The 22,689-nt window shown below is 63.3% G+C and carries 21 protein-coding genes and 1 pseudogene; 9 read left to right on the top strand and 13 right to left on the bottom strand.

Annotated elements, in window-relative coordinates; all coding sequences use genetic code 11:
• Window positions 1–10: 10 nt before the first annotated feature.
• The 4 genes from VZC39_RS08540 to VZC39_RS08555 all read right to left on the bottom strand — a co-directional run bounded on the left by VZC39_RS08540 (window position 11) and on the right by VZC39_RS08555 (window position 5,450).
• A complete protein-coding gene (locus VZC39_RS08540) occupies window positions 11–1,075 on the bottom strand; it encodes an amonabactin ABC transporter permease subunit 1 (RefSeq protein ID WP_434667535.1) in 1,065 nt (354 codons plus the stop codon).
• Window positions 1,076–1,086: 11 nt separating this feature from the next.
• Entirely contained in the window at window positions 1,087–2,103 is a 1,017-nt protein-coding gene (locus tag VZC39_RS08545) for an amonabactin ABC transporter permease subunit 2 (RefSeq protein WP_349921970.1), read from the bottom strand.
• A 76-nt stretch (window positions 2,104–2,179) separates the two neighbouring features.
• Entirely contained in the window at window positions 2,180–4,153 is a 1,974-nt protein-coding gene (locus VZC39_RS08550; protein ID WP_349921971.1) for a siderophore amonabactin TonB-dependent receptor, read from the bottom strand.
• A gap of 58 nt (window positions 4,154–4,211) precedes the next feature.
• Window positions 4,212–5,450, bottom strand: a complete 1,239-nt coding sequence (locus VZC39_RS08555) for an MFS transporter (RefSeq protein WP_434667540.1) — start codon at window positions 5,448–5,450, stop codon at window positions 4,212–4,214.
• A gap of 291 nt (window positions 5,451–5,741) precedes the next feature.
• Between VZC39_RS08555 and VZC39_RS08560 the strand changes: the two genes are divergently transcribed.
• Window positions 5,742–6,461: a hypothetical protein gene (locus tag VZC39_RS08560; RefSeq protein WP_434667543.1), complete on the top strand. Its 720-nt coding sequence runs from the start codon at window positions 5,742–5,744 to the stop codon at window positions 6,459–6,461.
• A 56-nt stretch (window positions 6,462–6,517) separates the two neighbouring features.
• Here VZC39_RS08560 and VZC39_RS08565 read toward each other — a convergent pair whose 3' ends face one another.
• The 5 genes and pseudogenes from VZC39_RS08565 to VZC39_RS08585 all read right to left on the bottom strand — a co-directional run bounded on the left by VZC39_RS08565 (window position 6,518) and on the right by VZC39_RS08585 (window position 10,344).
• Complete coding sequence (locus VZC39_RS08565) at window positions 6,518–6,988, bottom strand: DUF2919 domain-containing protein (RefSeq protein ID WP_349922438.1); 471 nt, start codon at window positions 6,986–6,988, stop codon at window positions 6,518–6,520.
• 144 nt (window positions 6,989–7,132) lie between these two features.
• A complete protein-coding gene (gene corA, locus VZC39_RS08570; RefSeq protein WP_349921974.1) occupies window positions 7,133–8,080 on the bottom strand; it encodes a magnesium/cobalt transporter CorA in 948 nt (315 codons plus the stop codon).
• Between the two features lie 389 nt (window positions 8,081–8,469).
• Window positions 8,470–8,559: pseudogene (locus VZC39_RS08575) on the bottom strand (4Fe-4S dicluster domain-containing protein); the annotation flags it as partial.
• A gap of 18 nt (window positions 8,560–8,577) precedes the next feature.
• Window positions 8,578–8,673: a 4Fe-4S dicluster domain-containing protein gene (locus VZC39_RS08580; RefSeq protein WP_434667546.1), complete on the bottom strand. Its 96-nt coding sequence runs from the start codon at window positions 8,671–8,673 to the stop codon at window positions 8,578–8,580.
• Between the two features lie 12 nt (window positions 8,674–8,685).
• Window positions 8,686–10,344: an electron transfer flavoprotein-ubiquinone oxidoreductase gene (locus tag VZC39_RS08585; protein ID WP_434667549.1), complete on the bottom strand. Its 1,659-nt coding sequence runs from the start codon at window positions 10,342–10,344 to the stop codon at window positions 8,686–8,688.
• A gap of 125 nt (window positions 10,345–10,469) precedes the next feature.
• On the opposite strand from VZC39_RS08585, the gene VZC39_RS08590 reads away from it, so the two are divergent.
• From VZC39_RS08590 to aroG, 5 genes are all read left to right on the top strand, one after another.
• Window positions 10,470–11,222: an electron transfer flavoprotein subunit beta/FixA family protein gene (locus VZC39_RS08590; RefSeq protein ID WP_434667552.1), complete on the top strand. Its 753-nt coding sequence runs from the start codon at window positions 10,470–10,472 to the stop codon at window positions 11,220–11,222.
• A complete protein-coding gene (locus tag VZC39_RS08595; RefSeq protein ID WP_434667555.1) occupies window positions 11,219–12,148 on the top strand; it encodes an electron transfer flavoprotein subunit alpha/FixB family protein in 930 nt (309 codons plus the stop codon). The genes VZC39_RS08590 and VZC39_RS08595 overlap by 4 nt, the downstream gene beginning before the upstream one ends.
• Window positions 12,149–12,383: 235 nt before the next feature.
• Window positions 12,384–13,472, top strand: coding sequence for a 3-phosphoserine/phosphohydroxythreonine transaminase (serC, locus tag VZC39_RS08600; protein WP_434667558.1), 1,089 nt, complete (start codon window positions 12,384–12,386; stop codon window positions 13,470–13,472).
• Window positions 13,473–13,642: 170 nt separating this feature from the next.
• Window positions 13,643–14,926, top strand: a complete 1,284-nt coding sequence (gene aroA / locus VZC39_RS08605) for a 3-phosphoshikimate 1-carboxyvinyltransferase (protein ID WP_434667561.1) — start codon at window positions 13,643–13,645, stop codon at window positions 14,924–14,926.
• A 200-nt stretch (window positions 14,927–15,126) separates the two neighbouring features.
• A complete protein-coding gene (aroG, locus tag VZC39_RS08610; protein ID WP_434667564.1) occupies window positions 15,127–16,182 on the top strand; it encodes a 3-deoxy-7-phosphoheptulonate synthase AroG in 1,056 nt (351 codons plus the stop codon).
• A gap of 117 nt (window positions 16,183–16,299) precedes the next feature.
• Here the strand turns inward: aroG and VZC39_RS08615 are convergent, their stop codons facing one another.
• Window positions 16,300–17,022, bottom strand: a complete 723-nt coding sequence (locus VZC39_RS08615; protein ID WP_434667567.1) for a TerC family protein — start codon at window positions 17,020–17,022, stop codon at window positions 16,300–16,302.
• A gap of 116 nt (window positions 17,023–17,138) precedes the next feature.
• Here VZC39_RS08615 and VZC39_RS08620 point away from each other — a divergent pair, with 116 nt between their 5' ends.
• The 3 genes from VZC39_RS08620 to VZC39_RS08630 all read left to right on the top strand — a co-directional run bounded on the left by VZC39_RS08620 (window position 17,139) and on the right by VZC39_RS08630 (window position 20,402).
• Entirely contained in the window at window positions 17,139–18,251 is a 1,113-nt protein-coding gene (locus VZC39_RS08620) for an ATP-NAD kinase family protein (RefSeq protein WP_434667570.1), read from the top strand.
• Between the two features lie 108 nt (window positions 18,252–18,359).
• Window positions 18,360–18,638 carry a YfcL family protein gene (locus VZC39_RS08625; protein ID WP_349921984.1) on the top strand — a complete coding sequence of 93 codons (279 nt, stop codon included), beginning with the start codon at window positions 18,360–18,362 and terminating at the stop codon, window positions 18,636–18,638.
• Window positions 18,639–18,737: 99 nt separating this feature from the next.
• The gene (locus VZC39_RS08630) at window positions 18,738–20,402 is read left to right on the top strand and encodes an AMP-binding protein (RefSeq protein WP_434667573.1); all 1,665 of its coding nucleotides are present in this window, start codon (window positions 18,738–18,740) and stop codon (window positions 20,400–20,402) included.
• Between the two features lie 127 nt (window positions 20,403–20,529).
• Here VZC39_RS08630 and cdd read toward each other — a convergent pair whose 3' ends face one another.
• From cdd to VZC39_RS08645, 3 genes are all read right to left on the bottom strand, one after another.
• Window positions 20,530–21,411: a cytidine deaminase gene (gene cdd, locus VZC39_RS08635; RefSeq protein ID WP_434667576.1), complete on the bottom strand. Its 882-nt coding sequence runs from the start codon at window positions 21,409–21,411 to the stop codon at window positions 20,530–20,532.
• A 229-nt stretch (window positions 21,412–21,640) separates the two neighbouring features.
• Window positions 21,641–22,327 (bottom strand): LrgB family protein, encoded by a 687-nt coding sequence (locus tag VZC39_RS08640; protein WP_434667579.1) that lies wholly within the window; start codon window positions 22,325–22,327, stop codon window positions 21,641–21,643.
• Window positions 22,324–22,683, bottom strand: a complete 360-nt coding sequence (locus VZC39_RS08645; RefSeq protein WP_349921988.1) for a CidA/LrgA family protein — start codon at window positions 22,681–22,683, stop codon at window positions 22,324–22,326. Before VZC39_RS08645 ends, VZC39_RS08640 begins: the two co-directional genes overlap by 4 nt.
• Window positions 22,684–22,689: the final 6 nt, after the last annotated feature.

Below are 22,689 nucleotides of genomic sequence, written 5' to 3' on the forward strand. Positions count from 1 at the left end.
AATGTCTGCATCAGTCGGCCTTCTGCCTGTCTTTGATGAGCACGAACAGCAGCAGGATGCCGCCGAGAATGCGGGTCATGATGCCGGTGGCCACCTCGTGGGGGCTGGCCAGCACCCGCACCAGGGTGTCGCTCGCGAGCAGCAGCAGGGCGCCGCACAGGGCGGCTATCCACAGCGGCACCACCCTGTCCCGGGAGAGCCAGGAGGCGAGGATGGGGGCTGCCATGGCGATGAACACCACGGGGCCACCGATGGCGGTGCCGAGCGCCGCCACCACGATGGCCTGGGCCAGCACCCCGAGCTGCACCCGGTTGACGTTCACCCCCAGGGTCTGAGCGGTAACGGGACCGAGGCGCAGTACCCCGAGGGCGCGGGAGAGGTACACAATCCAGGGGCAGATCAGCAGGATGATGATGGCCACCGGCAGCACGGTGCCATAACCCTGGCCGACGAAGTTGCCCATGTTCCACAGATAGAGGCTGGTGAGGTGCACCAGGGACTGGGTGGACATGACGAACTGGCCGATGGCGTTCATCAGCTCGGAGACCCCGATGCCGATCACCACGAACAGATAACCTTGCTCCCCCGGTTTGTTGCACAGGGCGTAGAGCACGGCGGCGGCGAACAGGGCGCCGAGGGGGGCGGCCCACCAGGGCCAGCTGCCGAGGGTCAGGTAGAGGGAGAAGATGATGATGGCGAGCGATGCCCCCTCGTTGACCCCTATCATGTCCGGGGTAGCGAGGCGGTTGCGAATGAGGGTCTGTACCAGGCAGCCGGAGAGGCCCATGGCGGCCCCCGCCACCAGCACGGCGACGATGCGCGGCAACCGGATCTTGAACACGGTCACCTCGCTCAGGCGGCTCCCTTCCCCCATCAGGGTCTGGACCACTCCCAGCATGCTGAGCTTGCCTGACCCTAAGGTCAGCGCCAGCAGGGATAACAAGATGAGGGCCAGCAAAAGCCCCGTGGTGATCAACCAGGCCCGGCGATCGAGCAGCAGGGTGCGGCTGCCAAGACGCAGACAGAAGGTGCCGGCGGGCAGTGCGGTCGTGGACATCGGCGACGAGTCAGACATCAGGGGCATCCTTATTTCACGGCCAGAAGGGAGCGAAAGCCCCCGCTGCGCACCACCATGATGAGCACGGGGGCACCGATCAGCGCCAGAATGACGCCGTTGGGCAGCTCGAACGGCTGCAGCAGCCAGCGCGCCAGCACATCGGCGGCGAGCAGGAACAGCACCCCGAACAGGGCGGAGAAGCGCACCTGGATGGCGAGGCGCACCGGTTCCACCAGGCGAGCGCAATAGGCGGCGAGGAAGCCGACGAAGCCGATGGGGCCGGCGATGGCGATGGCGCAGGCGGTGAACAGGGTGGCGGCGAGCAATACCCCGATGCGCACCCGGGTGGTGCGGATCCCGAGTGCCTGGGCCTGGTTGTCCCCCATCTGCATCAGGGTGAGCTGACGGCACAGGGCCAGGGTCAGCAGCAGGGCTGCGAAGGCAAAGGGCATCACCGTCAGCACGGCATCGAGGCTGGAGGCGGCCAGCGACCCCAAGTTCCAGAAGCGGAACTGTTCCAGCACCACCTTGTTGGAGAGCAGAAGGAAGTTGGAGAGGCCGCCGAAGGTGGCGGAGAGTGCAACCCCGACCAGAATGAGCTTGAGGGGGTTGGAGCGGCCCACCATGAGGCCGAGGCCGAGCACGACCAGGTTGCCCATGAGGGCGCCGAGGCCGGACCAGAGCAGGTAACCGTAGGCGGACTCGACCCCGAAGTACGTGAGCCCGATGACCAGGGCGAAGACGGCGCCGGCGTTGACCCCGAGCAGGCCGGGCTCGGCCAGGGGGTTGCGGGTAGCGCTTTGCAGCATGGAGGCGGCGAGCGCGAGGCAGACACCGACCACCAGGGCGGCCAGGGTGCGGGGCAGTCGCAAGGTATGCACTATCATGGCGAGTTTTTCATCGGCCACGAGGGCGGGGTCGCCCAGGAGGAAACCGGCGACCTCACGGCCACCATAGACACCGGCCCCGGTGGCCAGTGACAGACAAATCAGCAGAAAGAGGAGCAGTACGCCGAGCCAGAACAGCCGGGTTTGGTATCTGAGCACGCAAAAACTCCTTTCATGTCAGAGCAGTAGAAACGCAAAAAGGGAGCCCCGTTGCCGGAGCTCCCACAGGGGGGGATTACAGCTTGTAATCGATCCCGGCGTAGACGGTACGACCTTCCAGGATGAAGTCGGCGTCGGTGGCCACTTCATCACGCTGGGTGTTGGTGAGGTTGGTGATGCCGAGCTTGAAGTCCAGGGCCGGCGTGACCTTCCAGTTGGTGTTCACGTCCAGGGTCTGGTAGTGCTCGGATTTGAACGCCTGGGCGTTGCGGGCCGGCACCTTGATGATCTGGCTGCCCACGTACTGCCAGGCCAGGTTGGCGCTGACCACGTCGCTCGCCTGCCAATCCAGGCCGATGTTGCCGGTGTGATCCGGGGTCTTGGCCAGATCCTCGCCGGTGCTCTTGTCTTCGGAGTCCAGCAGGGTCCAGTTACCGGTCAGCTGTACGTTGTCCAGCACGTCAACCCAGCCGGTCAGCTCCAGACCCTTGACCCGCGCCTTCTTGACGTTGAGGTAGGTCATGACGCTCGGACGGTAGCCCGGGCCCCATTGATCGCTCTGGATCAGATCCTCGATGTCGTTGTGGAAGCCGGTGACGCCGGCGCCGAAGCGAGCGCTCTCGTAGGCGGTACCCAGCTCATAGCTGACGGCGGTTTCCGGTTTCAGATCCGGGTTGCCGATGACCTGGCAGGCGCCGCGGCAGGCGGTGGTGGAGAAGCCTTCGCTGGATTGCGCCAGGGTCGGGGCCTTGAACGCCTTGCCGGCGCCGCCCTTGATCACCCATTCGTCGGTCAGGGTGTAGAGGGCGTAGGCACGGGGGCTGAACTCGTTGCCATAGGTCTCGTGGTGATCCAGACGGCCGGAGAGGGTCAGGGCCAGATCACCGAAGCTGAACTCGTCCTGCAGGTAGACGGCGCTCTGGGAGGCATCCACGCTGCCGTTGGTGATGTTGCGGCTGTGCTCCAGCTCGGTCTTGCGGAACTCGGCACCCGAGGTGAGCAGGTGATCCCCGAGGTAGCCGCTGACCTGACCATCGACGGTGTTGTTGGTCTGGGTCACATCGGCGGCGCCACCGTTGAGCTGGGAGTCGTCCATCAGGTCGGTCTGCTCGAAGTAGTAGCGCAGACGGCTGTCGAAGTGCTCCCAACGGCCGTTGTGGGTCACGCCCAGGCTCAGGCGATCCAGGTTCTGCACGTTGTGAGGGGTGGCCGGTGCGGTCGGGGCACGCGGCACGTTGTTGAAGTAGCTGTCCATGTCGTTCTGGTTGTAGCCCAGATCGAAGTCGATGTCCTGGTTGTCGGACACCAGCCATTTCAGGCCGGTCAGCACGTTGACCACTTCCCGTTTTTCCAGGGCGTCGGCGTCCGGGTTGTTGCTCTGATCGCTCTTCCAGCGGTCGCGCTGGTAGCCTTCGACCACGATGTTGCCGAGCAGTTTGTTGTCGATGAGGGCACCGGACACATAGGCGCTGCCCTGGTTGGCGTCACCGCCATCCCCCTTGGTGGGCATGCTGTGGGTGTAGCTGACGGCGGCTTCGGTCTGCTCCTTGGCCTGGCGCAGGATCACGTTGACCACGCCCCCCAGGGCATCGGCACCGTACAGGGAGGAGACGGGGCCGCGGATCACTTCGATGCGCTCGATGGCCGCCATGGGGATCGAGCTCAGGTCGAAGTCGTTGCCATAGGCGCTGCCCAGGGTTTCGCGGGCGTTGACGCGCTTGCCGTTGATCAGCAGCAGGGTGTAGTCACCGCCCATGCCACGGATCTTGATCTCGTTGCGACCGGTGGGGTTGGTGGCAATGATGTTGACGCCGGGCACATGCTTGAGCGCATCGCCGATGTTGTTCACGTTCATCTTGTCGATGTCTGCGCGGGTCACCACGGAGACGCTCGCCGGGGCGGTGAACTCGGTGTGCTTGGTCTGGGTCGCGGTGACGACCACGGTCTCGTTGGCCTTGACCGTCTCGGCCTGGGCCAGACCCGGCAGGGCCATCAGCCCGAGGGAGAGCAGGATGGGGTTTAATTTAAATACGCCGTGCTGCAACTGCATTGTTAAAGCTCCATGAAAAACAGAGGTTATTTGGGTCGGACTCTTCTGGTCCGACTGCTCACTGACTTCCTTGTCTGGCGATGCCAGACGCGGGGTTATTGTTATTCTTTATCCGCTCCAGCCCCCTGATGAGGAACCAGACACCGGCGCAGGCCAACAGGCCGCAGGCAATATTGATCCAGGCCAGCTCGGCGAAGCCGTGCAGGGCGCCTTGCTCGTCCGATACCAGGTAACTGGCGGAGAGCAAGCTGCCAAGGCCGGCCGCCACATTGGTGACCGTGCCCTGGAATGACATGAAGGCGGCGCGCTGATGGGGGGCCGGAATGGCCGCCGTGATGGCCAGCGTGGTGCTGGCGCGAGCCGAACTGAGCGCCATGAAGAGGGTGAACAGCAGATAGATGGGCAAGCCCGCCGGCAGGGCGAAGCCGAGCAGGGTGACCAGGGCCAGCAGCAGGCTGGTGAGCAGGATGGCACCCTGGGCTCGTCCTTGATCGATCCAGCCACCGCACAGGCGCATGGTGGCCATGCTGGCGAGGCCGCCACAGAGATAAAGGGCGGCGATCTGCTGGCGTGGGAAGCCCAGATTGAACTGGAAATAGTTGGCGAAGTGCGGGATCAGCAGGAAGTGGCCGAACATCTGCAAACAGAGGATGACGAGGGCGCCCTGACAGAGGGATGAGCTGAGCAACTGTCGCAGTCCCTTGCCATGGGGAGCAGGGCTGACCGGCAGGGAGGGTAGCAGGCGGCTGCTCACCAGGGCCAGCAGCAGGCCGCAGGCACCGAACAGCAGGAAGGGGGTCTGCCAGCCGAGCCACTGGGCCAGAGTCAGGGCGGCGGGCACGACCAGGATGGCGGCCAGCGAAAACGCCATGCCCACGTAGGCGAGGCGGCGTCCACGCTCCGCCGGGGGGACCAGGTCCAGCACGGCGGCCATCAGGATGGCGGCGAGGGGGCCGGCCACGCAGCCCGACAGGATGAACAGCAGCAGCAACTGCTGGCTGTCTTGCACCAGGGCGCAGGCCATCAGCAACAGGAAGCGCAGGGTCAGCAACAGGATCAAGGCGGGTTTGCGATTGAAGCGATCGAGCCAGGGCGCGGCCAGGATCCCCATGAGCGCAGCCCCCAGGGTGGCGCCGCCGCTGAAGTAGCCGGTCTGCTCCGATTGCATGCCGAGGCTGGTGACCAGATCGGGCCCAAGTGGCATCACCATCATCATGCTGCCCATGGAGAGCATGTTGATCAACATGGCTAGATGGATGGTGGCAGGGGTACGGGAGACGACAGGATCTGGCTTCATCAGAGGCTGCTCGAAAAAATGAGTCCGAATTGTATCCGAGCGTTCTTGTTGTGACAACAAATGATAACCATTTTTATTTGTATTGATTGGTCCCTCAATGAGTCTCTTTTTTGCGCCGTACTCAGGGGTTCAAAAAGCATGCGAATGAAGCCCTTTTGGCCATGGCACGCGAACCTGGGTGGCCGCTTGCCACGGACTCGTTGCAATTGGCCGTCCATGGTCGATGATGCATTCATGAGGGCGAGAAAAGTGGGGGAGAGGGTGATGAGAGGTGGCTGCTGGATAATCTGTATGTGCTGGCTCTGGGCACTGCCCCTGCGGGCCGAGGTCAAGGTGGTGCCCGTGTTCGAGGCCGAGGCCATGGCGCAGACGCTCAGAGAGATCTACCCGGATCTCGGGGTGAGCGCCATGGGCAACCAATTGGTGCTAAGCGGCACGCCCGCCCAGTTGCAGGAGGCCGAGACCCTGCTGACCAAGCTCAACCTGCCGCCCCAGAGCCTACTCATCGAATGGCGGGTGGACGGCGCTTCGAGCAGTCAGCAGCTAGGGGTGGGGATCGGCAATGACAACGCCAGACGGCAATGGTTGCTGGAGGGAGGGGCAGAACAGTACCAGCGCACTCAGAGTGACAGCTGGCAGGTGCGCGGCCTCTCCGGGCGCCCCGTGTTGCTGCAGATGGGATCCTATCAACCAGTCACCTTCTATCGCTGGCGGGGAGGGCGGGTGGTGGGCATGGTGCCGCTGGTGAACGGCCTCTACGCCACCGCCACCCTGGTGGGGGAGCGGGTGCAGATCGCCCTTGGCAGCGAGCAGGCGAGGTTAGAGCGGGGTGACATCAAGACTGGGCAGAGCGCCACCGAGGTGAGCGGTGCCCCCGGCGAGTGGTTGACGGTGGGGGAGCTTGCCACCACACAGGGGAGCCAGGGGGCGGCAATCGCCAATCCGTCGGGGATGAGCACGGCCAGCGGCGGCGAGCGCCAGAGGCTGCAGATCCGGGTCAGCCGTCAATAGGCGGCCCGGCACATCCCCTCCCGACCGGCTTGATCACGCAGATTGAACGGTGTTGATCAACTCCCGGCGTGGGGCTGATCCACCGCATATTCGCGCAGCTGACGACTCCTGAGCAGGTACCAGAGTGCCCACAGGCTGCCGATGAGCACCAGGGCCGTCGGCCAGCTGAAGGACCACTTCTGCAGGTTGAGGCTGTGCAGTTGCAGCGCCAGGCCGCTCAGGGTGGAGCAGAGCAGCAGGCCGCGGCTGTGACGTCTGAGCCAGGCGCGGATGCTCTGCGTCTGCTGATGGGTACCGCCGTAGGCGAGCAGGGCCAGCATGGCGGGCAGATCGCTCAAGAGGCCGAGATAGAGGCTGAGCCGGTCCGGATAGAACAGGGTCAGGATGGCGCTGCCGCTCTCGCGGGTGACCCCGGCCATCAGAAACAGCCAGACCGAGCGGGTCAGCAGCAGGGCGATGGGCCAGAACCAGAGCGGGGGGCGCAGCTGGCCGTGATCGTCATATCGGTGTTCGGGGTAGAGGGTCATGGGGCCCGGTCTGCTCCGCATCGGGTGAGTGATACCTGGGGATATGGGGCAGGGGCCGGGCCTTTACAAGGCGGGAAGATGGCTGGAATTAATCGGGGAGCCTTGGCTCCCCGATCTGTTTCAAGCTGGCGGCCACCCGGCAGGTCAGAGCCAGCCCTTGCGCTTGAAGAAGAGGCCGGTTCCGAGTGACGACATCACCATCAGCACCAGCGAGAGCGGATAGCCATATTCCCAGGCGAGCTCCGGCATCCGGCCGAAGTTCATGCCGTAGATGCTGGCTATCAGGGTCGGTGGCAGGAAGATCACCGCGGCTACCGAGAAGATCTTGATCACCTTGTTCTGCTCCAGATTGGTCACCCCCATGGAGGCCTCCAGCTGGAAGTTGATCTTGTCGAACAGGAACTGGGTGTGGGGCAGCAGGGACTCCACGTCGTGCAGCATCTCGTCGATCCACTTGTTCTGCTCGCCGGTCATGCGCTGGCGCAGGCTGCGTTTGAGGAATCGCAGGGCGCGGCGGGTATCGTGCAGGGAGAGACGGATCTGGCCGTTGGCCTCTTCCTGGGCCATCAGCTCTTTGAGCATGGGATTGATCTGGTCCGGTTCAAAAATCTGGTCTGCGGTGTTTTCCAGTGTTTTATAACCATCTTCGATGAGATCGGAGAGATATTCCACTTTCAGATTCTGTACTTCCAGCAGAATATCCAGTGCATCTTCCACCTCCAGCCGGTCCTGGCGCATGTAATGGCGCAGCAGGCGTACCAGGCCGATGTCATCCTCGCGGATGCTGATCAGCAGGTTCTGGCGCAGGGTGAAGGAGACGTGGACACCCTTGGTGTCGCGCCCGATCCGCTGGGGAAACAGGGAGTGAATGTGCAGGCCGTCGGTGTCCCAGTAGAAGCGGGCGGATGCCTCGATATCATCCAGCTCTTCCTTGTCCGGCACTTCTTCCAGGAACAGGCCCGTCAACCATTCTCGCTCCGCCGTGTCCGGCTTGTAGGCATCCAGCCAGACGGTGTTGTCGGGAACGATGTCGTCCGGCCCGAGCGTGACGATGTCCAGCACCTTGTTGTTGAGGATGTAGGCGGTGATCATCTGTCCCCCTTAAGAAGTCATGGGTTATCAGGGATGGTTGCACAGGTTCATACGGCCTTGGATCGTTCGGAGCGCGATCCATGGGAAAGCATGACGGGGCCGATGGACAACCTGAATGCCGCGAACTATACAGGGGTGCGCCGCGCTTGTCAGGGCCTATTCATCAGGGGTTCAGCCTGTTTGCTCAAAAAAACGGCGAGGTCGGAGCAGCGGATCCCGCCCTGGCGCCATCGTTTTCCGGCCCCGTCGGCCGAGGGCAGAAGAGGATGACAACAAGGTGACGATGTCGCCTTTTATCATCCAATTGATCCCTCACGGATCCGCCCCATGCCCCTTTATGGTGAAGCCCGGACTGTGACGGGCTGAGTATCCTATGTGTCATTCCCCCGTTACATATTGGGGGAGTTGGGTCCCGAGCCGCCTTGCGGTGGTGTCCAGAGGATATGCTGGGACTGAGCATCCTTGATGTCGCAGCTCCTGTGCATCGTCAACTCCCATTACATATTGGGGTAATTGGGCCCCGAGCCACCTTGCGGCGGTGTCCAGAGGATATGCTGGGACTGAGTATCCTTGATGTCGCAGATCCTGTGCATCGTCAACTCCCATCACATATTGGGGTAGTTGGGCCCCGAGCCACCTTGCGGTGGTGTCCAGAGGATATTCTGGCTGGGATCTTTGATGTCGCAGGTCTTGCAGTGGATGCAGTTGGCTGCGTTGATCTGCAATCTGGGTTGATTCTGTGCCCCCTGGGGTTCGGCCTCAATGATCTCGAAGACCCCGGCGGGGCAGTAGCGCTGGGCGGGTTCGGCCCAGGTGGGCAGATTGACGCTCACCGGTATGCTCGCGTCCTGCAACTTGAGGTGGCAGGGCTGATCCTCGTCATGGCTGGTGTTGGCGAGATAGACGGAGGAGAGCTTGTCAAAACTGAGTCTGCCGTCCGGTTTGGGGTAGGGGATAGGTTGACAGCGGCTGGCCAGGCGCAGCTGGCGATAGTCCGGCTCCTTGTCCAATAGCGTCACGGGGGAGCCCTTGCCCCAGAGCCTCTGCTCCAGCCAGTTGAAGGCCCCGCCCAACCAGGGACCCCAGCGGTGCAGGGCGGCACCGAAATTGCGGGCGGTCTTCAGCTCGCCTGCCAGCCAGCTCTGCTGCACGGCATCGCCGAACTCGGCCAGATCCCGCCCTCCTTCATCCCCCCCACGCAGGCGCATGGCGACAATGTCAGCCGCCAGCATGCCGGACTTCATGGCGGTGTGGATGCCCTTGATGCGGGAAAAATCCAGGGTGCCGGCATCACAGCCGATGAGCAGGCCGCCGGGAAAGTGCATGCGGGGCAGGGAGTGCCAGCCCCCCTTGGTGATGGCGCGGGCACCGTAGCTGATACGTTCGCCTCCCGTCAGGGTTTGGGCAATGAGGGGATGGTGCTTGAGGCGCTGGAACTCGTCGAACGGGCTGAGCCAGGGATTCTGGTAGTTGAGATCGACGATGAGGCCCACCGCCACCTGATTGTCCGCCAGGTGATAGAGGTAGAAGCCCCCCTGGCTCTTGTTGCCCCCATCCTCGGTGAGGGGCCAGCCACTGCCGTGCAGCACCCGGCCGGGGTGGGACTGGTTGGCGGGAACCTGCCACAACTCCTTGAAGCCGATGGCGTAGTGCTGCGGCTGGGCGCCGTTTTCCAGGTTGAATTCCTTGATGAGTTGCTTGCCGAGATGACCGCGAGCCCCCTCCGCGAACAGGGTGTAGCGGCCATAAAGCGCCATGCCGGGCACGTGATCCGCCTTGGGATTGCCGTCTCTGTCCAGTCCGAGATCGCCGGTGATCACCCCTCTGACCTTGCCCTCTTCCAGGATGAGTTCGCTGGCGGTGAAGCCGGGGTAGATCTCGACCCCGATGGCTTCGGCCTGCTTGCCCAGCCAGCGGCAGAGGTTGCCGAGGCTGATGATGTGGCAGCCGTCGTTGTGCATGCGCGGCGGCACCGCCCAGTGGGGCAGTGACAGGGCGCGGCTTCCGTTTTGCAGGAGGTGCACCTGATCGTCGCTCACCGCCACCCCGAGGGGAGCCTCCTGCCAGCTGTCAGGCAGCAGCTCCCTGAGCGCGACGGGATCGAACAGGGCGCCGGAGAGCAGGTGGGCCCCCACTTCGGCCCCCTTCTCCAACAGGCAGACCGACAGCGCCGGGCTTTGCTGCTTGAGGGCGATGGCGGCGCTGAGGCCCGCCGGGCCGCCACCGACGATGACGACATCAAATTCCATTGCTTCGCGTTCCATCTTGCCTCTGTGCTCGACTTGGCCTAGGGTAGTAATGGTAGTTTACGTAAACGTAAACCATTTTGTAAGCACTAACGCGCAAGTGAGCGCAATGGACTCACTCAACCGGTACGAGGAAGACCGACATGAAGCTGCTGGTCGCTGTCAAACGGGTCGTTGACTTCAACGTCAAGATCCGGGTCAAGCAGGATGGCTCCGATGTGGAGCTCGCCAATGTGAAGATGGGCATCAACCCCTTCTGTGAAATCGCGGTGGAAGAGGGGGTGAGGCTGCGCGAAGCCGGGGTGGCGAGCGAGCTGATCGTGGTCACCTTCGGGCCCGAGGCCGCGGCCGAGCAACTGCGCCACGTCCTGGCTCTGGGGGCGGATCGGGCGCTTCACTATGTGACCGACGAGACCCTGAGCCCCCTCAAGGTGGCGCAGGCATTGCAAAAATTGTGCGAGCAGGAGCAACCGGATCTGGTGCTGCTTGGCAAGCAATCCATTGATTCTGACAACAATCAGGTGGGCCAGATGCTCGCCGCCCTCAACGATTGGTCCCTGGCCACCTTCGCCTCGGCCCTCAAGCTGGTTGAGGGAGAACTGCAGGTGACCCGGGAGATTGATGGCGGGCTCGAAACCCTCGGCATGGGTCTGCCCGCCGTGGTGACCGTGGATCTGCGGCTCAACGAACCGCGCTTTGCCTCGCTCCCCAACATCATGAAGGCCAAGCGCAAGCCTCTGGAGAGCCAGCCCCTGGCGGCTCTGGGTCTGGATACCCAAAGCGAGATCCATGTTCTCGGGGTGATGGCCCCCCCGGTGCGCAGTGCAGGAGTGCGGGTCGGCTCGGTGGACGAGCTGCTAAATAAACTCAAGAACGAAGCCAAGGTGCTGCCATGAGCGTACTCATCATTGCCGAACATCATCAGGGCCAGTTGGCCGACAGTGTCGCCCGCGTAGTGGCGGCGGCCGGGCCACTCGGTGGCGAGGTGCACCTGCTGCTGCTGGGTCAGGGACTGACCGAGGCGGGGGAGCAGGCCGCCCGCTTGGAGGGGGTGGACAGGGTGCTGCTGGCCGAACACCCCATGCTGGCAGAGGGGCTCAATGACGGGGTGGATGCCCTGCTGGCTCCGCTGGCACGGGATTATCAACACTGCCTGATGGCGGCGAGCAGCCAGGGCAAGGATCTGTTGCCGAGGGTGGCGGCCAGGCTCGGGGTGGAGATGATCTCCGAGGTAACGGCCATCGAGTCCGCCGATACCTTCCTGCGTCCCATCTATGCGGGCAACGCCGTCGCCCGGGTGACAAGCTCGGCGGCCATCAAGGTGCTCAGCATCCGGGCAAGCGCCTTTGACGGGGCAGGGCAGGGCGCCAGTGTGGCCACCATCTCGTCGGTGCCCGTGCCCGAGATCCGCTGCAGGACCCGCCTCATCGAGCGGCGGGCGGTACGATCCGCACGTCCCGAGCTCGGCGCGGCGCGGGTGGTGGTCTCAGGAGGCAGGGCACTGGGTTCGAAAGCGCAGTTCGCCCTTATCGAGGCGCTGGCGGACAAGCTGGGGGCGGCGGTCGGTGCCTCCCGGGCAGCGGTGGACGCGGGTTTTGTCGCCAATGATCTGCAGGTGGGTCAGACCGGCAAGATAGTGGCGCCCGAGCTCTATATTGCGGTCGGTATCTCGGGGGCCATCCAGCACCTGGCGGGGATGAAGGAGTCCAAGGTGATCGTCGCCATCAACAAGGATCCGGAGGCCCCCATCTTCCAGGTGGCGGATTACGGCCTGGTGGGGGATCTCTTCACCCTGTTGCCGGAGCTCACCGCCAAGCTGTGATGCGCTGACATGATGCTGTCAAAAGGAGCGTGACTGCGCGTTTATGCCAGCAGTCGGCCATTTATCTGCATGTTCTCTGCAAGCCCTGACCCGTTCAGGGCTTTTCTGCTGCCAAGGGGGGCATGCCTGCCCAAAAAGGGTGCGCCAGATCCCAAAAAGCCTTTGCCCCCACGGGGGCCTCTCGTGTAAAACCGTTCGAGTCGTCATTCACACTCAGTCATTCACGGAAAGCGTCATGAGCAAACCGATTTACAACTTCTGCGCCGGCCCCGCCATGTTGCCGGTCGAAGTCATGGAGCGCGCCCAGCGCGAATTTTGTAACTTCCAGGGGCTGGGAGCCTCGGTCATGGAGCTTTCCCATCGCGGCAAGCCCTATATGGCGGTCGCCGAAAAGGCCGAGGCCGATCTGCGCGACCTGCTGGCGGTGCCGGACAACTACAAGGTGCTGTTCATGCACGGCGGTGGCCGTGGCCAGTTCTCCGCCGTGCCCATGAACCTGCTGGGCGGCGCGAATAAAAAAGCCGACTATCTGCTGACCGGGGTCTGGGCCGCGAGTGCGGTGGACGAGGCCCGCAAGTTCGGCGACATCCAGACCGTCGAGGGGGTCGCCAAGAACGCAGAAGGGATCAGTCACCTGTTGCCGGCCCCAGCATTCCGTGCCGATGCGGCCTATGTGCACTACTGCCCGAACGAAACCATCGATGGCATCGAGATGTTCGACATCCCGGCCACAGGATCTGTGCCCCTGGTGGCGGATCTCTCCTCCACCATCCTCTCCCGTCCCCTCGATGTCAGTCGTTTCGGCGTCATCTATGCCGGCGCACAGAAGAACATAGGGCCATCCGGGCTCGCCATCGCCATCGTGCGCGACGATCTGCTGAGCCAGGCGCGCGCCGATGTCCCTTCCATCTTCGACTATCAGCTCACCGCCAAGAACGACTCCATGTTCAACACGCCGCCGACCTACGCCTGGTACCTGGCGGGTCTGGTGTTCGAGTGGCTCAAAGAGCAGGGCGGTCTGGCGGCCATGGAGGCGCGCAACAAGGAGAAGGCCGATTTCCTCTACGGCTATCTCGATGACTCCAGCTTCTATGGCAACAAGGTGGATGCGGCCTGCCGCTCCCGCATGAACGTGCCATTCCAGCTCAAGAACGAGGCACTGGACAAGCTGTTCCTGGCCGAGTCGGAGGCCGCCGGCCTGCTGGCGCTCAAGGGGCACCGCATCGTCGGTGGCATGCGTGCCAGCCTCTACAACGCCATGCCGCTGGAAGGGGTCAAGGCCCTGGTGAGCTTTATGGACGGTTTTGCCAAGCGCCACGGTTGAGGCGTTTTCCCCATCGTGAGGCGCCGGGGACTCCCCGGCGTCTGTTTTTGTAGAGGATCCTGACCTTTGTGCCCCCAGCCCCGTATTTGTGCCAAGCGCGGTATTGCCGCACAGGGGCGAGGCTGTTAACGTCCGGTCAGGTGATTTATTTGAGGTCGTACAGGAAGTCTATGAATTCGTTGCGTCTGGAACCCATCTCTCGCGTGGCCGGTGTCGTCAATCTGCCAGGCTCCAAAAGTGTCTCTAACCGTGCCCTGTTGCTGGCGGCCCTGGCCCGCGGCACCACCCGGTTGACCAACCTGCTCGACAGCGATGACATCCGTCACATGCTGGCGGCCCTGACCCAGCTCGGGGTCAAGTACAAGCTGTCTGCCGACAAGACCGAATGCACGGTGCACGGCCTTGGCCGCAGCTTCGCGGTGAAGGATCCGGTCAATCTGTTCCTCGGCAATGCCGGTACCGCCATGCGTCCCCTTTGCGCCGCGCTCTGTCTGGGTTCAGGTGAATACATGCTGGGCGGCGAGCCGCGCATGGAGGAGCGTCCCATCGGTCATCTGGTGGATGCTCTGCGCGAAGCGGGTGCCCATATTCAGTACCTGAAAAAAGACGGTTATCCGCCCCTGGTGGTGGATGCCAAGGGACTCTGGGGCGGCGACGTCCATATCGATGGCTCCGTCTCCAGCCAGTTCCTGACGGCGTTTTTGATGGCGGCCCCCATGGCGGCCGGCGACACCCGCATCCACATCAAGGGGGAGCTGGTCTCCAAGCCCTACATCGACATCACCCTGCACATCATGAAGCAGTTTGGCGTGGTCATCGAACACGACGACTACAAGCTGTTCTACATCAAGGGCAACCAGACCTATGTCAGCCCGGGTGATTTCCTGGTGGAAGGGGATGCTTCCAGCGCCTCTTACTTCCTCGCCGCCGGCGCCATCAAGGGCAAGGTGCGGGTGACCGGCATCGGCAAGCACAGCATCCAGGGGGATATTCACTTTGCCGACGTGCTGGAGAAGATGGGCGCCCGCATCACCTGGGGGGATGACTTCATCGAGGCCGAGCAGGCTCCCCTGCACGGCATCGACATGGACATGAACCAGATCCCGGACGCGGCCATGACCATCGCCACCACGGCGCTGTTTGCCGAGGGACCGACCTCCATTCGCAATATCTACAACTGGCGGGTGAAGGAGACGGATCGTCTGCACGCCATGGCCACCGAGCTGCGCAAGCTGGGTGTGGAAGTGGAGGAGGGGCATGACTTCATCACCGTCACTCCGCCGGCCAGCCTCAAGCATGCGGCCATCGACACCTACAACGATCACCGCATCGCCATGTGCTTCTCCCTGGTGGCCCTGTCCGATACCGCGGTGACCATCAATGATCCGGGTTGTACCTCCAAGACCTTCCCGGATTACTTCGACAAGCTGGCGGGGATCAGCCAGGCCGTCTGATCTCATGCTCGTTGTCATCCAAGAGGCCCGCCACCGTGCGGGCCTCTTGCTTTCCCGCATGCCAATAGCAGCATTGCAACAACTTGCAAGGTCAGCCGCAAAAATACTTTGTTGAGGTATGTAATTTTCTATTTACACCCTTTCGATAGAGGAATAGATTGGGATCACTCAATCGCAGTCATTTAGCAGGAAGTATGGTCATGCAGCATCAAACCGACGACGTTAGAATCAAAGAAATCAAAGAGTTATTGCCTCCGGTTGCGGTGCTCGAGAAATTTCCGGCGACCGAGAACGCCTCACAGACCGTGTTTGAATCCCGCCAGGCCATTCATCAGATCCTGGCCGGTGAAGATCAACGTCTGCTGGTGGTGATCGGCCCCTGCTCCATCCATGATCCGGTCGCCGCACTGGAATATGGCAAGCGCCTCAAGGTGTTGCGTGACGAGCTCAAGGGCGAGCTGGAAATCGTGATGCGGGTCTACTTCGAGAAGCCACGCACCACCGTGGGCTGGAAGGGGCTCATCAACGACCCTTACCTCGACAACAGCTGCCAGATCAACGACGGCCTGCGCATCGGCCGCAAGCTGCTGCTGGATCTCAATGACATGGGGCTGCCCACCGCCTCTGAGTTCCTCGACATGATCACCCCGCAGTACATGGCGGATCTGATGAGCTGGGGGGCCATCGGTGCCCGCACCACCGAATCCCAGGTGCACCGCGAGCTGGCCTCCGGCCTCTCCTGCCCGGTGGGCTTCAAGAACGGTACCGACGGCACCATCAAGGTGGCCATCGACGCCATCGGTGCCGCCAGCGCCCCGCACCACTTCCTGTCGGTGACCAAGTTCGGCCACTCCGCCATCGTCTCCACCGCAGGCAACCCGGATTGCCACATCATCCTGCGCGGCGGCCGTGAGCCGAACTACAGCGCCGCCCATGTGAGCGAGGTGGTGAAGGGGCTGGACAAGGCCGGTCTGCCGCAGAAGGTGATGATCGACTTCAGCCACGCCAACAGCAGCAAGCAGTTCAAGAACCAGATGCGGGTAGCCGAGGACGTGGCCGATCAGCTGCGCGGTGGCAGCCAGGCGGTGTTCGGGGTCATGGTGGAGAGCCATCTGGTGGAAGGACGCCAGGATCTGGTGGAGGGCTGCGAGCTCACCTTCGGCCAGAGCATCACAGATGCCTGCATCAGCTGGGATGACACCGAGCTGCTGCTGCGCAATCTGGCCGATGCGGTGGCTACCCGCAACGCAGGCTGAGGGAGATGCTGTCAGGCCGATAGCGCCCGGGCGAGCACACCACTGGCAACAAAAAGCGCGACCCTGGGTCGCGCTTTTTTCATGGGGCCGCTCATGGGGCCAGGGTGCTGGGCGTGCTTATTTGCTGCGCGCCATGTGATCCCGCAGGCGGATGTTGATCATCTCCACCACCAGCGAGAAGGCCATGGCGAAGTAGATGTAGCCCTTGGGAATGTGCAGATCCAGCCCTTCCGCCATCAGGGCGACCCCGACCAGGATCAGGAAGGAGAGGGCCAGCATCTTGATGGTGGGGTGGGTATCGACGAAGTCACCGATGGCCTTGGCGGCGAACATCATGACGCCGACCGCGATGATGATGGCCAGCACCATGACCGGCACGTGATCCGCCATGCCGACGGCTGTGATGACCGAGTCCAGGCTGAAGATGATGTCCAGGATGGCTATTTGTACCAGGGTGGACATGAAGCCGGCGGCCTTGCTCACAGAGCTCTGTTCGTCGGCGGCCCCTTCCAGGCTGTGGTGGATCTCGTGGGTACTCTTGGCGATGAGGAACAGGCCCCCGATCAGCAAGATGAGATCCCGGCCCGAGATGGCTTCGCCCAGCACGGAGAAGAGCGGTTCGGTGAGGCGCATCACCCAGGCGAGGGAGAGCAGCAGCAGGATGCGGGTCCCCATGGCGAGGCCGAGGCCCAGGATCCGGGCACGCTGGCGCTGGGCTTCCGGCAGGCGACCCACCAGGATGGAGATGAAGATGATGTTGTCGATACCCAGCACGATCTCGAGCAGGGTCAGGGTGGCGAGCGCGACCCAGGCTGAGGGGTCAGCAATCCATTCCAGCATGATTGAACCTTGGTTGAACAGTGGTTGACGATTGAAACAGCGCATTCTAGCAGGCGGACCTGACTTGTCCCAGCGCGCCGAACAGATAAAATGGCGGCGTCCAGAGGGAGAAAAACATGTTTCGTTTAGGGCTTATTATCAACCCGGTCGCGGGCATTGGCGGGGCCGTGGGGCTCAAGGGCAGTGACGGCGTGGTGGCCGAGGCGCTGGCGCGGGGCGCGGTACCAAAAGCTCAAGAACGGGCTCGTCAGGCCCTGCTGCCCCTGTGTGGCCTGAGCCAACCTTTCGAACTGTTGACGGTCGGGGGGGATATGGGGGGCGAGCTGGCCGCGTCGCTGCAACTGCCCCATACCATCGTGCATCAGCCTGCCTCCCCGAGCAGCGCCGCCGATACCCGCATCGCAGCCGCCCTGCTGCGCGATGCCGGGGTGGATCTGCTGCTGTTCGCCGGTGGCGACGGTACCGCCCGGGACATCTGCGCCGCGGTGGGGGAGTCCTGCCATGTGCTCGGCATCCCGGCGGGGTGCAAGATCCACTCCGGGGTCTACGGGGTTACCCCCGCCGCCAGCGGCCGGGTGGTCGCCAGGATGATCGCCGGTGAACTGCTGAGCCTCATCGACGCCGAGGTGGTGGACATCGACGAGGAGGCGTTCCGGGCCGGCAAGGTGCGGGCGCGCCACTATGGCCAGATGCAGGTGCCCGGGGATCTGCGCTACGTGCAGGCCACCAAGCAGGGCGGGCGGGAGTCCGAGGCGCTGGTGCTCGCCGATCTCGCCGCCGGCGTGGTGGAGGAGATGGAGCCCGACACCCTCTATCTGATGGGCTCCGGCAGCACGGTGGCTGCCTGCATGGGGGAGCTGGGTCTGGAAAATACCCTGCTCGGTGTGGATCTGGTGGAAAATGGCCGGCTTATCGGGCAGGATCTGTCCGCCACCGAGATCCTGACCCGGATCCGTGGCCGTCGCTGCCGCCTGATCATCACCCTGATCGGTGGCCAGGGACATCTGTTCGGGCGCGGAAATCAGCAACTGAGTCCAGAGGTGATCCGGACCGTCGGACGCGAGCACATCCAGGTGCTCGCTACCAAAGCCAAGCTGGCGGCACTCGATGGCCGTCCGCTGCTGGTGGATACCGATGACCCGGCACTGAACCGGTCGTTAAGTGGTTATCTGCGCATAACCACCGGATACAAGGATCAGGTCATCTACCCGGTGGCCAACCCGGAATAGGACATCAAGGATGCGGCTGGCCTGGCGCCAGAGAGCCGCGATCAACCGGATCGCGGTTCCACTCCCCGAATTATTTTGCCGGCAACCCCGGAAATGAGGCTGCGTTAAATGACGATTCACGATTTTGAACACAAGTTGTTGGGACTGATCGACGCCATGGTCGCCACGGCCAGCGAAGACGAGCTGTTTGCGGGTGGCTACCTGCGCGGTCATATCTCCCTCGCCGTCGCCCGGGCCGAGCTGGAGGGCAAGACCCTGGTGCGGGACGTGAAGAGCTATGTGTTGCGTAGCCTGAACGAAGCCATCCTGCAGGGAGAGCTCTCCGAGCAGGACGAGGAGCTGGTGCAGGATATGTGGAAACGGCTGCAACAACAGGTAGAAGCTTGATCCCATTCGCAGTTCAAACACAAGTTTGAGTTTTCTGCTTCCCTGATTGTTATCAAAAGGTTAATAATGAGTCTTGCCTTTTGTTTCAGGGAATAAACCATGGCTTCCTCCTCACGCATTGCCAACAAACTGCCGCTCGAGATGCTCTATCACTGGGAGCGGCAGACGCCTGATCGGGTCTACCTTCGTCAAACCATTCACCGCGAATACGTCGACTTCACCTGGGGTGAAGTGGCGGATCAGGCGCGGCGCATGGTCACGGCACTGCGTGAGCTGGGCCTCGTGCCCGGCGACAAGGTGGCCCTGCTCTCCAAGAACTGTGCACAGTGGTTCATCGCCGATCTGGCGATGCAGATGGGGCACTATGTCAGCGTCCCCATCTATCCGACCGCCAACGTCGATACCATCGAATACGTGCTGCGCCACAGCGAGGCCAAGGCGATCTTCGTCGGCAAGCTGGATGACTGGAAGAGCCAGGAGGCGGGGGTGCCGGCGGACTTGCTGCGCATCGCCTTCCCCTACGACACCATGCCGGCCCCCCATCAGTGGGACGCGCTGCTCAAGGCCCACGAGCCCATTGCTGACAGCCCGATGCAGGCGCCGGATGCCCTGCTGAGCCTGGTCTACACCTCCGGCAGCACCGGCAAGCCCAAGGGGGCCATGCTGAGCGTGGAGCGCTACGCCTGGTCCTGCGAGAAGCTGGTGGAGGCGGTGGCGCTGACCGATGCTGATCGCGGCTTCTCCTACCTGCCGCTCGCCCACATCACCGAGCGGGTCTACATCTACGGTGGAAGCCTGTTCAGCGGGGCCACCATCGCCTTCCCCGAGTCCCTCGACACCTTCATCGACGACGTCAAACGCTGCCGTCCCACCGTCTTCATCTCGGTGCCGCGGCTGTGGGCCATGTTCCGCATCAAGATCCACGAGAAGCTGCCCCAGAAGAAGCTCGAGCTGCTGCTCAAGATCCCTCTGATTTCAGGTCTTATCAAGGGCAAGCTGCAAAAGGGGTTGGGGCTGGATCAGGCGCGGGTGCTGGGCTGCGGTTCGGCGCCGGTGGCGCCGGCGCTGCTCGAGTGGTATCACAGCATCGGTCTCGAGATCACCGAGGCCTGGGGCATGACCGAGAACCACGCTTTCTCCACCCTCAATTTCCCCTTCCGGGCGGACAAGATAGGCACGGTCGGCAAGGCCGGGCCCGGGGTGACCATCAAGATCTCCGACGAGGGGGAGATCCTCTGCCGCTGCGAGGGCATGATGCTGGGTTACTACAAGGATCCCGAGCACAGCAAGGAGGCCATCGATGAGGAGGGCTGGCTGCACACCGGCGACATGGGCAAGCTGGACAAGGAGGGCTACCTCACCATCACCGGGCGCATGAAGGATGTGTTCAAGACCGCCAAGGGCAAGTACGTGGCCCCCGTGCCCATCGAGGGGATGCTGGGGCAGGAGCCCATCATCGAGCAGCTCTGCGTCATCGGTTATGGCATGCCGCAGCCGGTCGCCCTGGTGCAGCTCGCCGAGAGCGCCATGCGCGGGGAGCGTTCCATCGTCAATGCCCAGCTGGAGGCGGCCCGCAACCGGGTCAACGCCCAGCTGGAACCCCACGCCAAGATCCGCGGCATCCTGGTGGTGAAGAGCCCCTGGAACATCGAGAACGGGGTGCTGACCCCCACCATGAAGATCCGCCGCCACCTGCTGGAGCAGAAGTACGCCGACATCGGCGAACGCTGGGCCGGGGCCGAGACCATCGTCTGGGAGTCATGACTGGCCGCTCTGGCGGGCTTGCCACGCCCGGCAGGCATTTGGAAAATCACTGACAAGCCGCAGTGTATTTGAAAATTAAATGAAGAAGGGGAGCCATGGGCTCCCCTTCTTGCGTTCAACGGGCCTATCAGACCGCCCGGTACTCCAGCTCGACATGTCCCAGCGCCTTGAGGGTGGACTGGGCGGCATCCCGCTGGCTGATCGGGCTGTTGCCGTTCTCCAGCAGCACGGCGCGGCGCACCTGGCCGAGATCCTCACCATTCAGGACCGCATGGGCGCAGGCCATCTGCATCGGCGACAGGCTGGGGTTGAAGGCGGCGTTCTCCGCGTAGCGCCCGCAGAAGATGCGGCCGTCCGCAAATTGCAGTGCCACCGCGGCATAGCCCTGACTGTAGGGGGCATAGCTCTGGCGGGCGGCCGCGAGGGCGGCTTGCCACAGGGGATCGTCGGTCTCCAGCACCAGCTCGTCGTGGGCCTGCGGGCTCATCAGGGCGTCGGTGATGTCGAGATCCGCCGGGCCGAAGGAGTGGGGCAGGAAGGATTGCAGCTCGCTCAAGTCGTCTGGCAGGGAGACTTTCAGGGTCTTGGCGGTACTCAGCTCGTTCATGAACTGGCGGCAGTGACCACAGGGGGTGTAGTTGACGGTGATCTCACTGATCCCGGTCTCGCCGCCGAGCCAGGCATTGGAGATGGCGGACTGCTCCGCATGGACCGAGTGGAACAGTCCCGGGCCCGCGAACTCCATGTTGGCGCCGAAATACCAGCTGCCGCTCAGGCCGCAGGCGATGGCGCCCACGAAGAATTTGGAGATGGGGGCGACCGAACAGGCGGCGGCCAGCGGCAGCAGGGCCAGACGCAGGGCGCGATCCTCAAGACCGGTGGCGGCTTTCAGGGTGGCGACTTGCTCGGGGCTGAAGCGGGCGGCGAACTGGTCGTCCAGCATGGGGCGCAGCGCCGCTTGCAGCGGGGCGGGCAGGGTGTCGAATGGCTTGGCAAAACGGGGATGCATACTGTGTCCTCAAAGGCCAATTGGGGGGCCATTGTAGGGAGCAAGCGCACTGAAATGTGTGAGCGCGCTCACGCCTTGGTGGGCAAAGGACGATGGATGTTAAAGGAAACGTTTGTCTTTCGCAATCTGTGCGGCGGCTCCCACCCCGGGCGGGGCCATGGCTGCGTGACGAGTCAGGGAGCGGGCGATGGGAGGGGCAGGGGGCGCTCTCCTCCCATCGTGGGGTGTTTCAGGTGAGCCAGTGGTAGAGGGCAAACAGCAGGGGGGCAACAGCGGCGGTGAGCACCCCGCAGACCACCATGGCGAGCGACGAGAAGGCCCCCTGGGTCACTCCTTTTTCGGCGGAGGTGGCGGTGCCGATGGCGTGGGCGCAGGCCCCCATGGCGAGCCCCTGCGCCTCGGGGTCGGTGACCCGCATCAGCTTGAGCAGGGGGTAGCCGATGAGGGCCCCCAGGATCCCGACCACCACCACCACGGCGGCGGCGATGGCGGGAATGCCGCCAAGGGACTGGCTGACACTCATGGCGAGCGGCGTGGTGATGGACTTGGTGGCCAGGGAGGCCAGCAGCGCCGGATCCGCCCCCATGGCGTGGCCGATGCCTAAGGTGGTACAGACCGAGATCAGCACGGATGCCAGGGTGCAGACGAGTATGGGCTTGAGTCTGGCCTGGATCTGGCGCGCCTGCTGATAGAGGGGCAGCGCCAGCGCCACCACGGCGGGTTCGAGCAGGGCCGTGATGGGGAAGGTGCCGTGCTGGTACTCCGCCAGCGGCAGGTTGAAGAGGAGCAGGATGGCGATGATCACCAGGGTCGGGATCAGCACCGGGTTGATGATGGGCCAGGGCAGACGGCGATAGAGGGCCCGGGTGGCGAAATAGAGCGCCAGTGTCAGGGGAATGGCAAACCAGAACATCATTGCTTGTTCATCCTCTGGTAGAGATGGCCGACGGTGGCGAGGATCAGCACGATGCCGAGCACCACGCAGAGCATGATGAGGCCGAAGGATTGGCGCAGGGGCTCGAGCCAGGCCACGAGGCCAACCGCCACCGGCACGAACAAAACCCCCATGTGGCGCAGCAGCAGACCGGCCCCCTGTTCCACCCAGTGCAACTTGACGAGTTGCAGGGAGAGCAGCACGAACAGCAGCAGCATGCCGATGATGCTGCCGGGGAAGGCGAAGGGCAGCAGGGCCGCCAGGGCTTTGCCCGCCAGCAGGCAGGCGATGATGACCATGAAATCACGAAGGTAGAGCAGGGCGCGTTGAAGCAGCACGGGGGC

This window comes from Aeromonas sp. NJAU223 (assembly GCF_051125555.1).
In the GTDB taxonomy this organism is placed as follows: Bacteria; Pseudomonadota; Gammaproteobacteria; order Enterobacterales; family Aeromonadaceae; genus Aeromonas; species Aeromonas veronii_G.

What these genes read in the sequence shown, in the direction of transcription:
- VZC39_RS08540 (WP_434667535.1), bottom strand. Translation starts at nt 1,075, where the DNA reads ATGTCTGACTCGTCGCCGATGTCCACGACCGCACTGCCCGCCGGCACC.
- VZC39_RS08550 (WP_349921971.1), bottom strand. Translation starts at nt 4,153, where the DNA reads ATGCAGTTGCAGCACGGCGTATTTAAATTAAACCCCATCCTGCTCTCC.
- VZC39_RS08555 (WP_434667540.1), bottom strand. Translation starts at nt 5,450, where the DNA reads ATGAAGCCAGATCCTGTCGTCTCCCGTACCCCTGCCACCATCCATCTA.
- VZC39_RS08560 (WP_434667543.1), top strand. Translation starts at nt 5,742, where the DNA reads ATGTGCTGGCTCTGGGCACTGCCCCTGCGGGCCGAGGTCAAGGTGGTG.
- VZC39_RS08565 (WP_349922438.1), bottom strand. Translation starts at nt 6,988, where the DNA reads ATGACCCTCTACCCCGAACACCGATATGACGATCACGGCCAGCTGCGC.
- corA (WP_349921974.1), bottom strand. Translation starts at nt 8,080, where the DNA reads ATGATCACCGCCTACATCCTCAACAACAAGGTGCTGGACATCGTCACG.
- VZC39_RS08580 (WP_434667546.1), bottom strand. Translation starts at nt 8,673, where the DNA reads ATGCACAGGATCTGCGACATCAAGGATACTCAGTCCCAGCATATCCTC.
- VZC39_RS08585 (WP_434667549.1), bottom strand. Translation starts at nt 10,344, where the DNA reads ATGGAACGCGAAGCAATGGAATTTGATGTCGTCATCGTCGGTGGCGGC.
- VZC39_RS08590 (WP_434667552.1), top strand. Translation starts at nt 10,470, where the DNA reads ATGAAGCTGCTGGTCGCTGTCAAACGGGTCGTTGACTTCAACGTCAAG.
- VZC39_RS08595 (WP_434667555.1), top strand. Translation starts at nt 11,219, where the DNA reads ATGAGCGTACTCATCATTGCCGAACATCATCAGGGCCAGTTGGCCGAC.
- serC (WP_434667558.1), top strand. Translation starts at nt 12,384, where the DNA reads ATGAGCAAACCGATTTACAACTTCTGCGCCGGCCCCGCCATGTTGCCG.
- aroA (WP_434667561.1), top strand. Translation starts at nt 13,643, where the DNA reads ATGAATTCGTTGCGTCTGGAACCCATCTCTCGCGTGGCCGGTGTCGTC.
- aroG (WP_434667564.1), top strand. Translation starts at nt 15,127, where the DNA reads ATGCAGCATCAAACCGACGACGTTAGAATCAAAGAAATCAAAGAGTTA.
- VZC39_RS08615 (WP_434667567.1), bottom strand. Translation starts at nt 17,022, where the DNA reads ATGCTGGAATGGATTGCTGACCCCTCAGCCTGGGTCGCGCTCGCCACC.
- VZC39_RS08620 (WP_434667570.1), top strand. Translation starts at nt 17,139, where the DNA reads ATGTTTCGTTTAGGGCTTATTATCAACCCGGTCGCGGGCATTGGCGGG.
- VZC39_RS08625 (WP_349921984.1), top strand. Translation starts at nt 18,360, where the DNA reads ATGACGATTCACGATTTTGAACACAAGTTGTTGGGACTGATCGACGCC.
- VZC39_RS08630 (WP_434667573.1), top strand. Translation starts at nt 18,738, where the DNA reads ATGGCTTCCTCCTCACGCATTGCCAACAAACTGCCGCTCGAGATGCTC.
- cdd (WP_434667576.1), bottom strand. Translation starts at nt 21,411, where the DNA reads ATGCATCCCCGTTTTGCCAAGCCATTCGACACCCTGCCCGCCCCGCTG.
- VZC39_RS08640 (WP_434667579.1), bottom strand. Translation starts at nt 22,327, where the DNA reads ATGATGTTCTGGTTTGCCATTCCCCTGACACTGGCGCTCTATTTCGCC.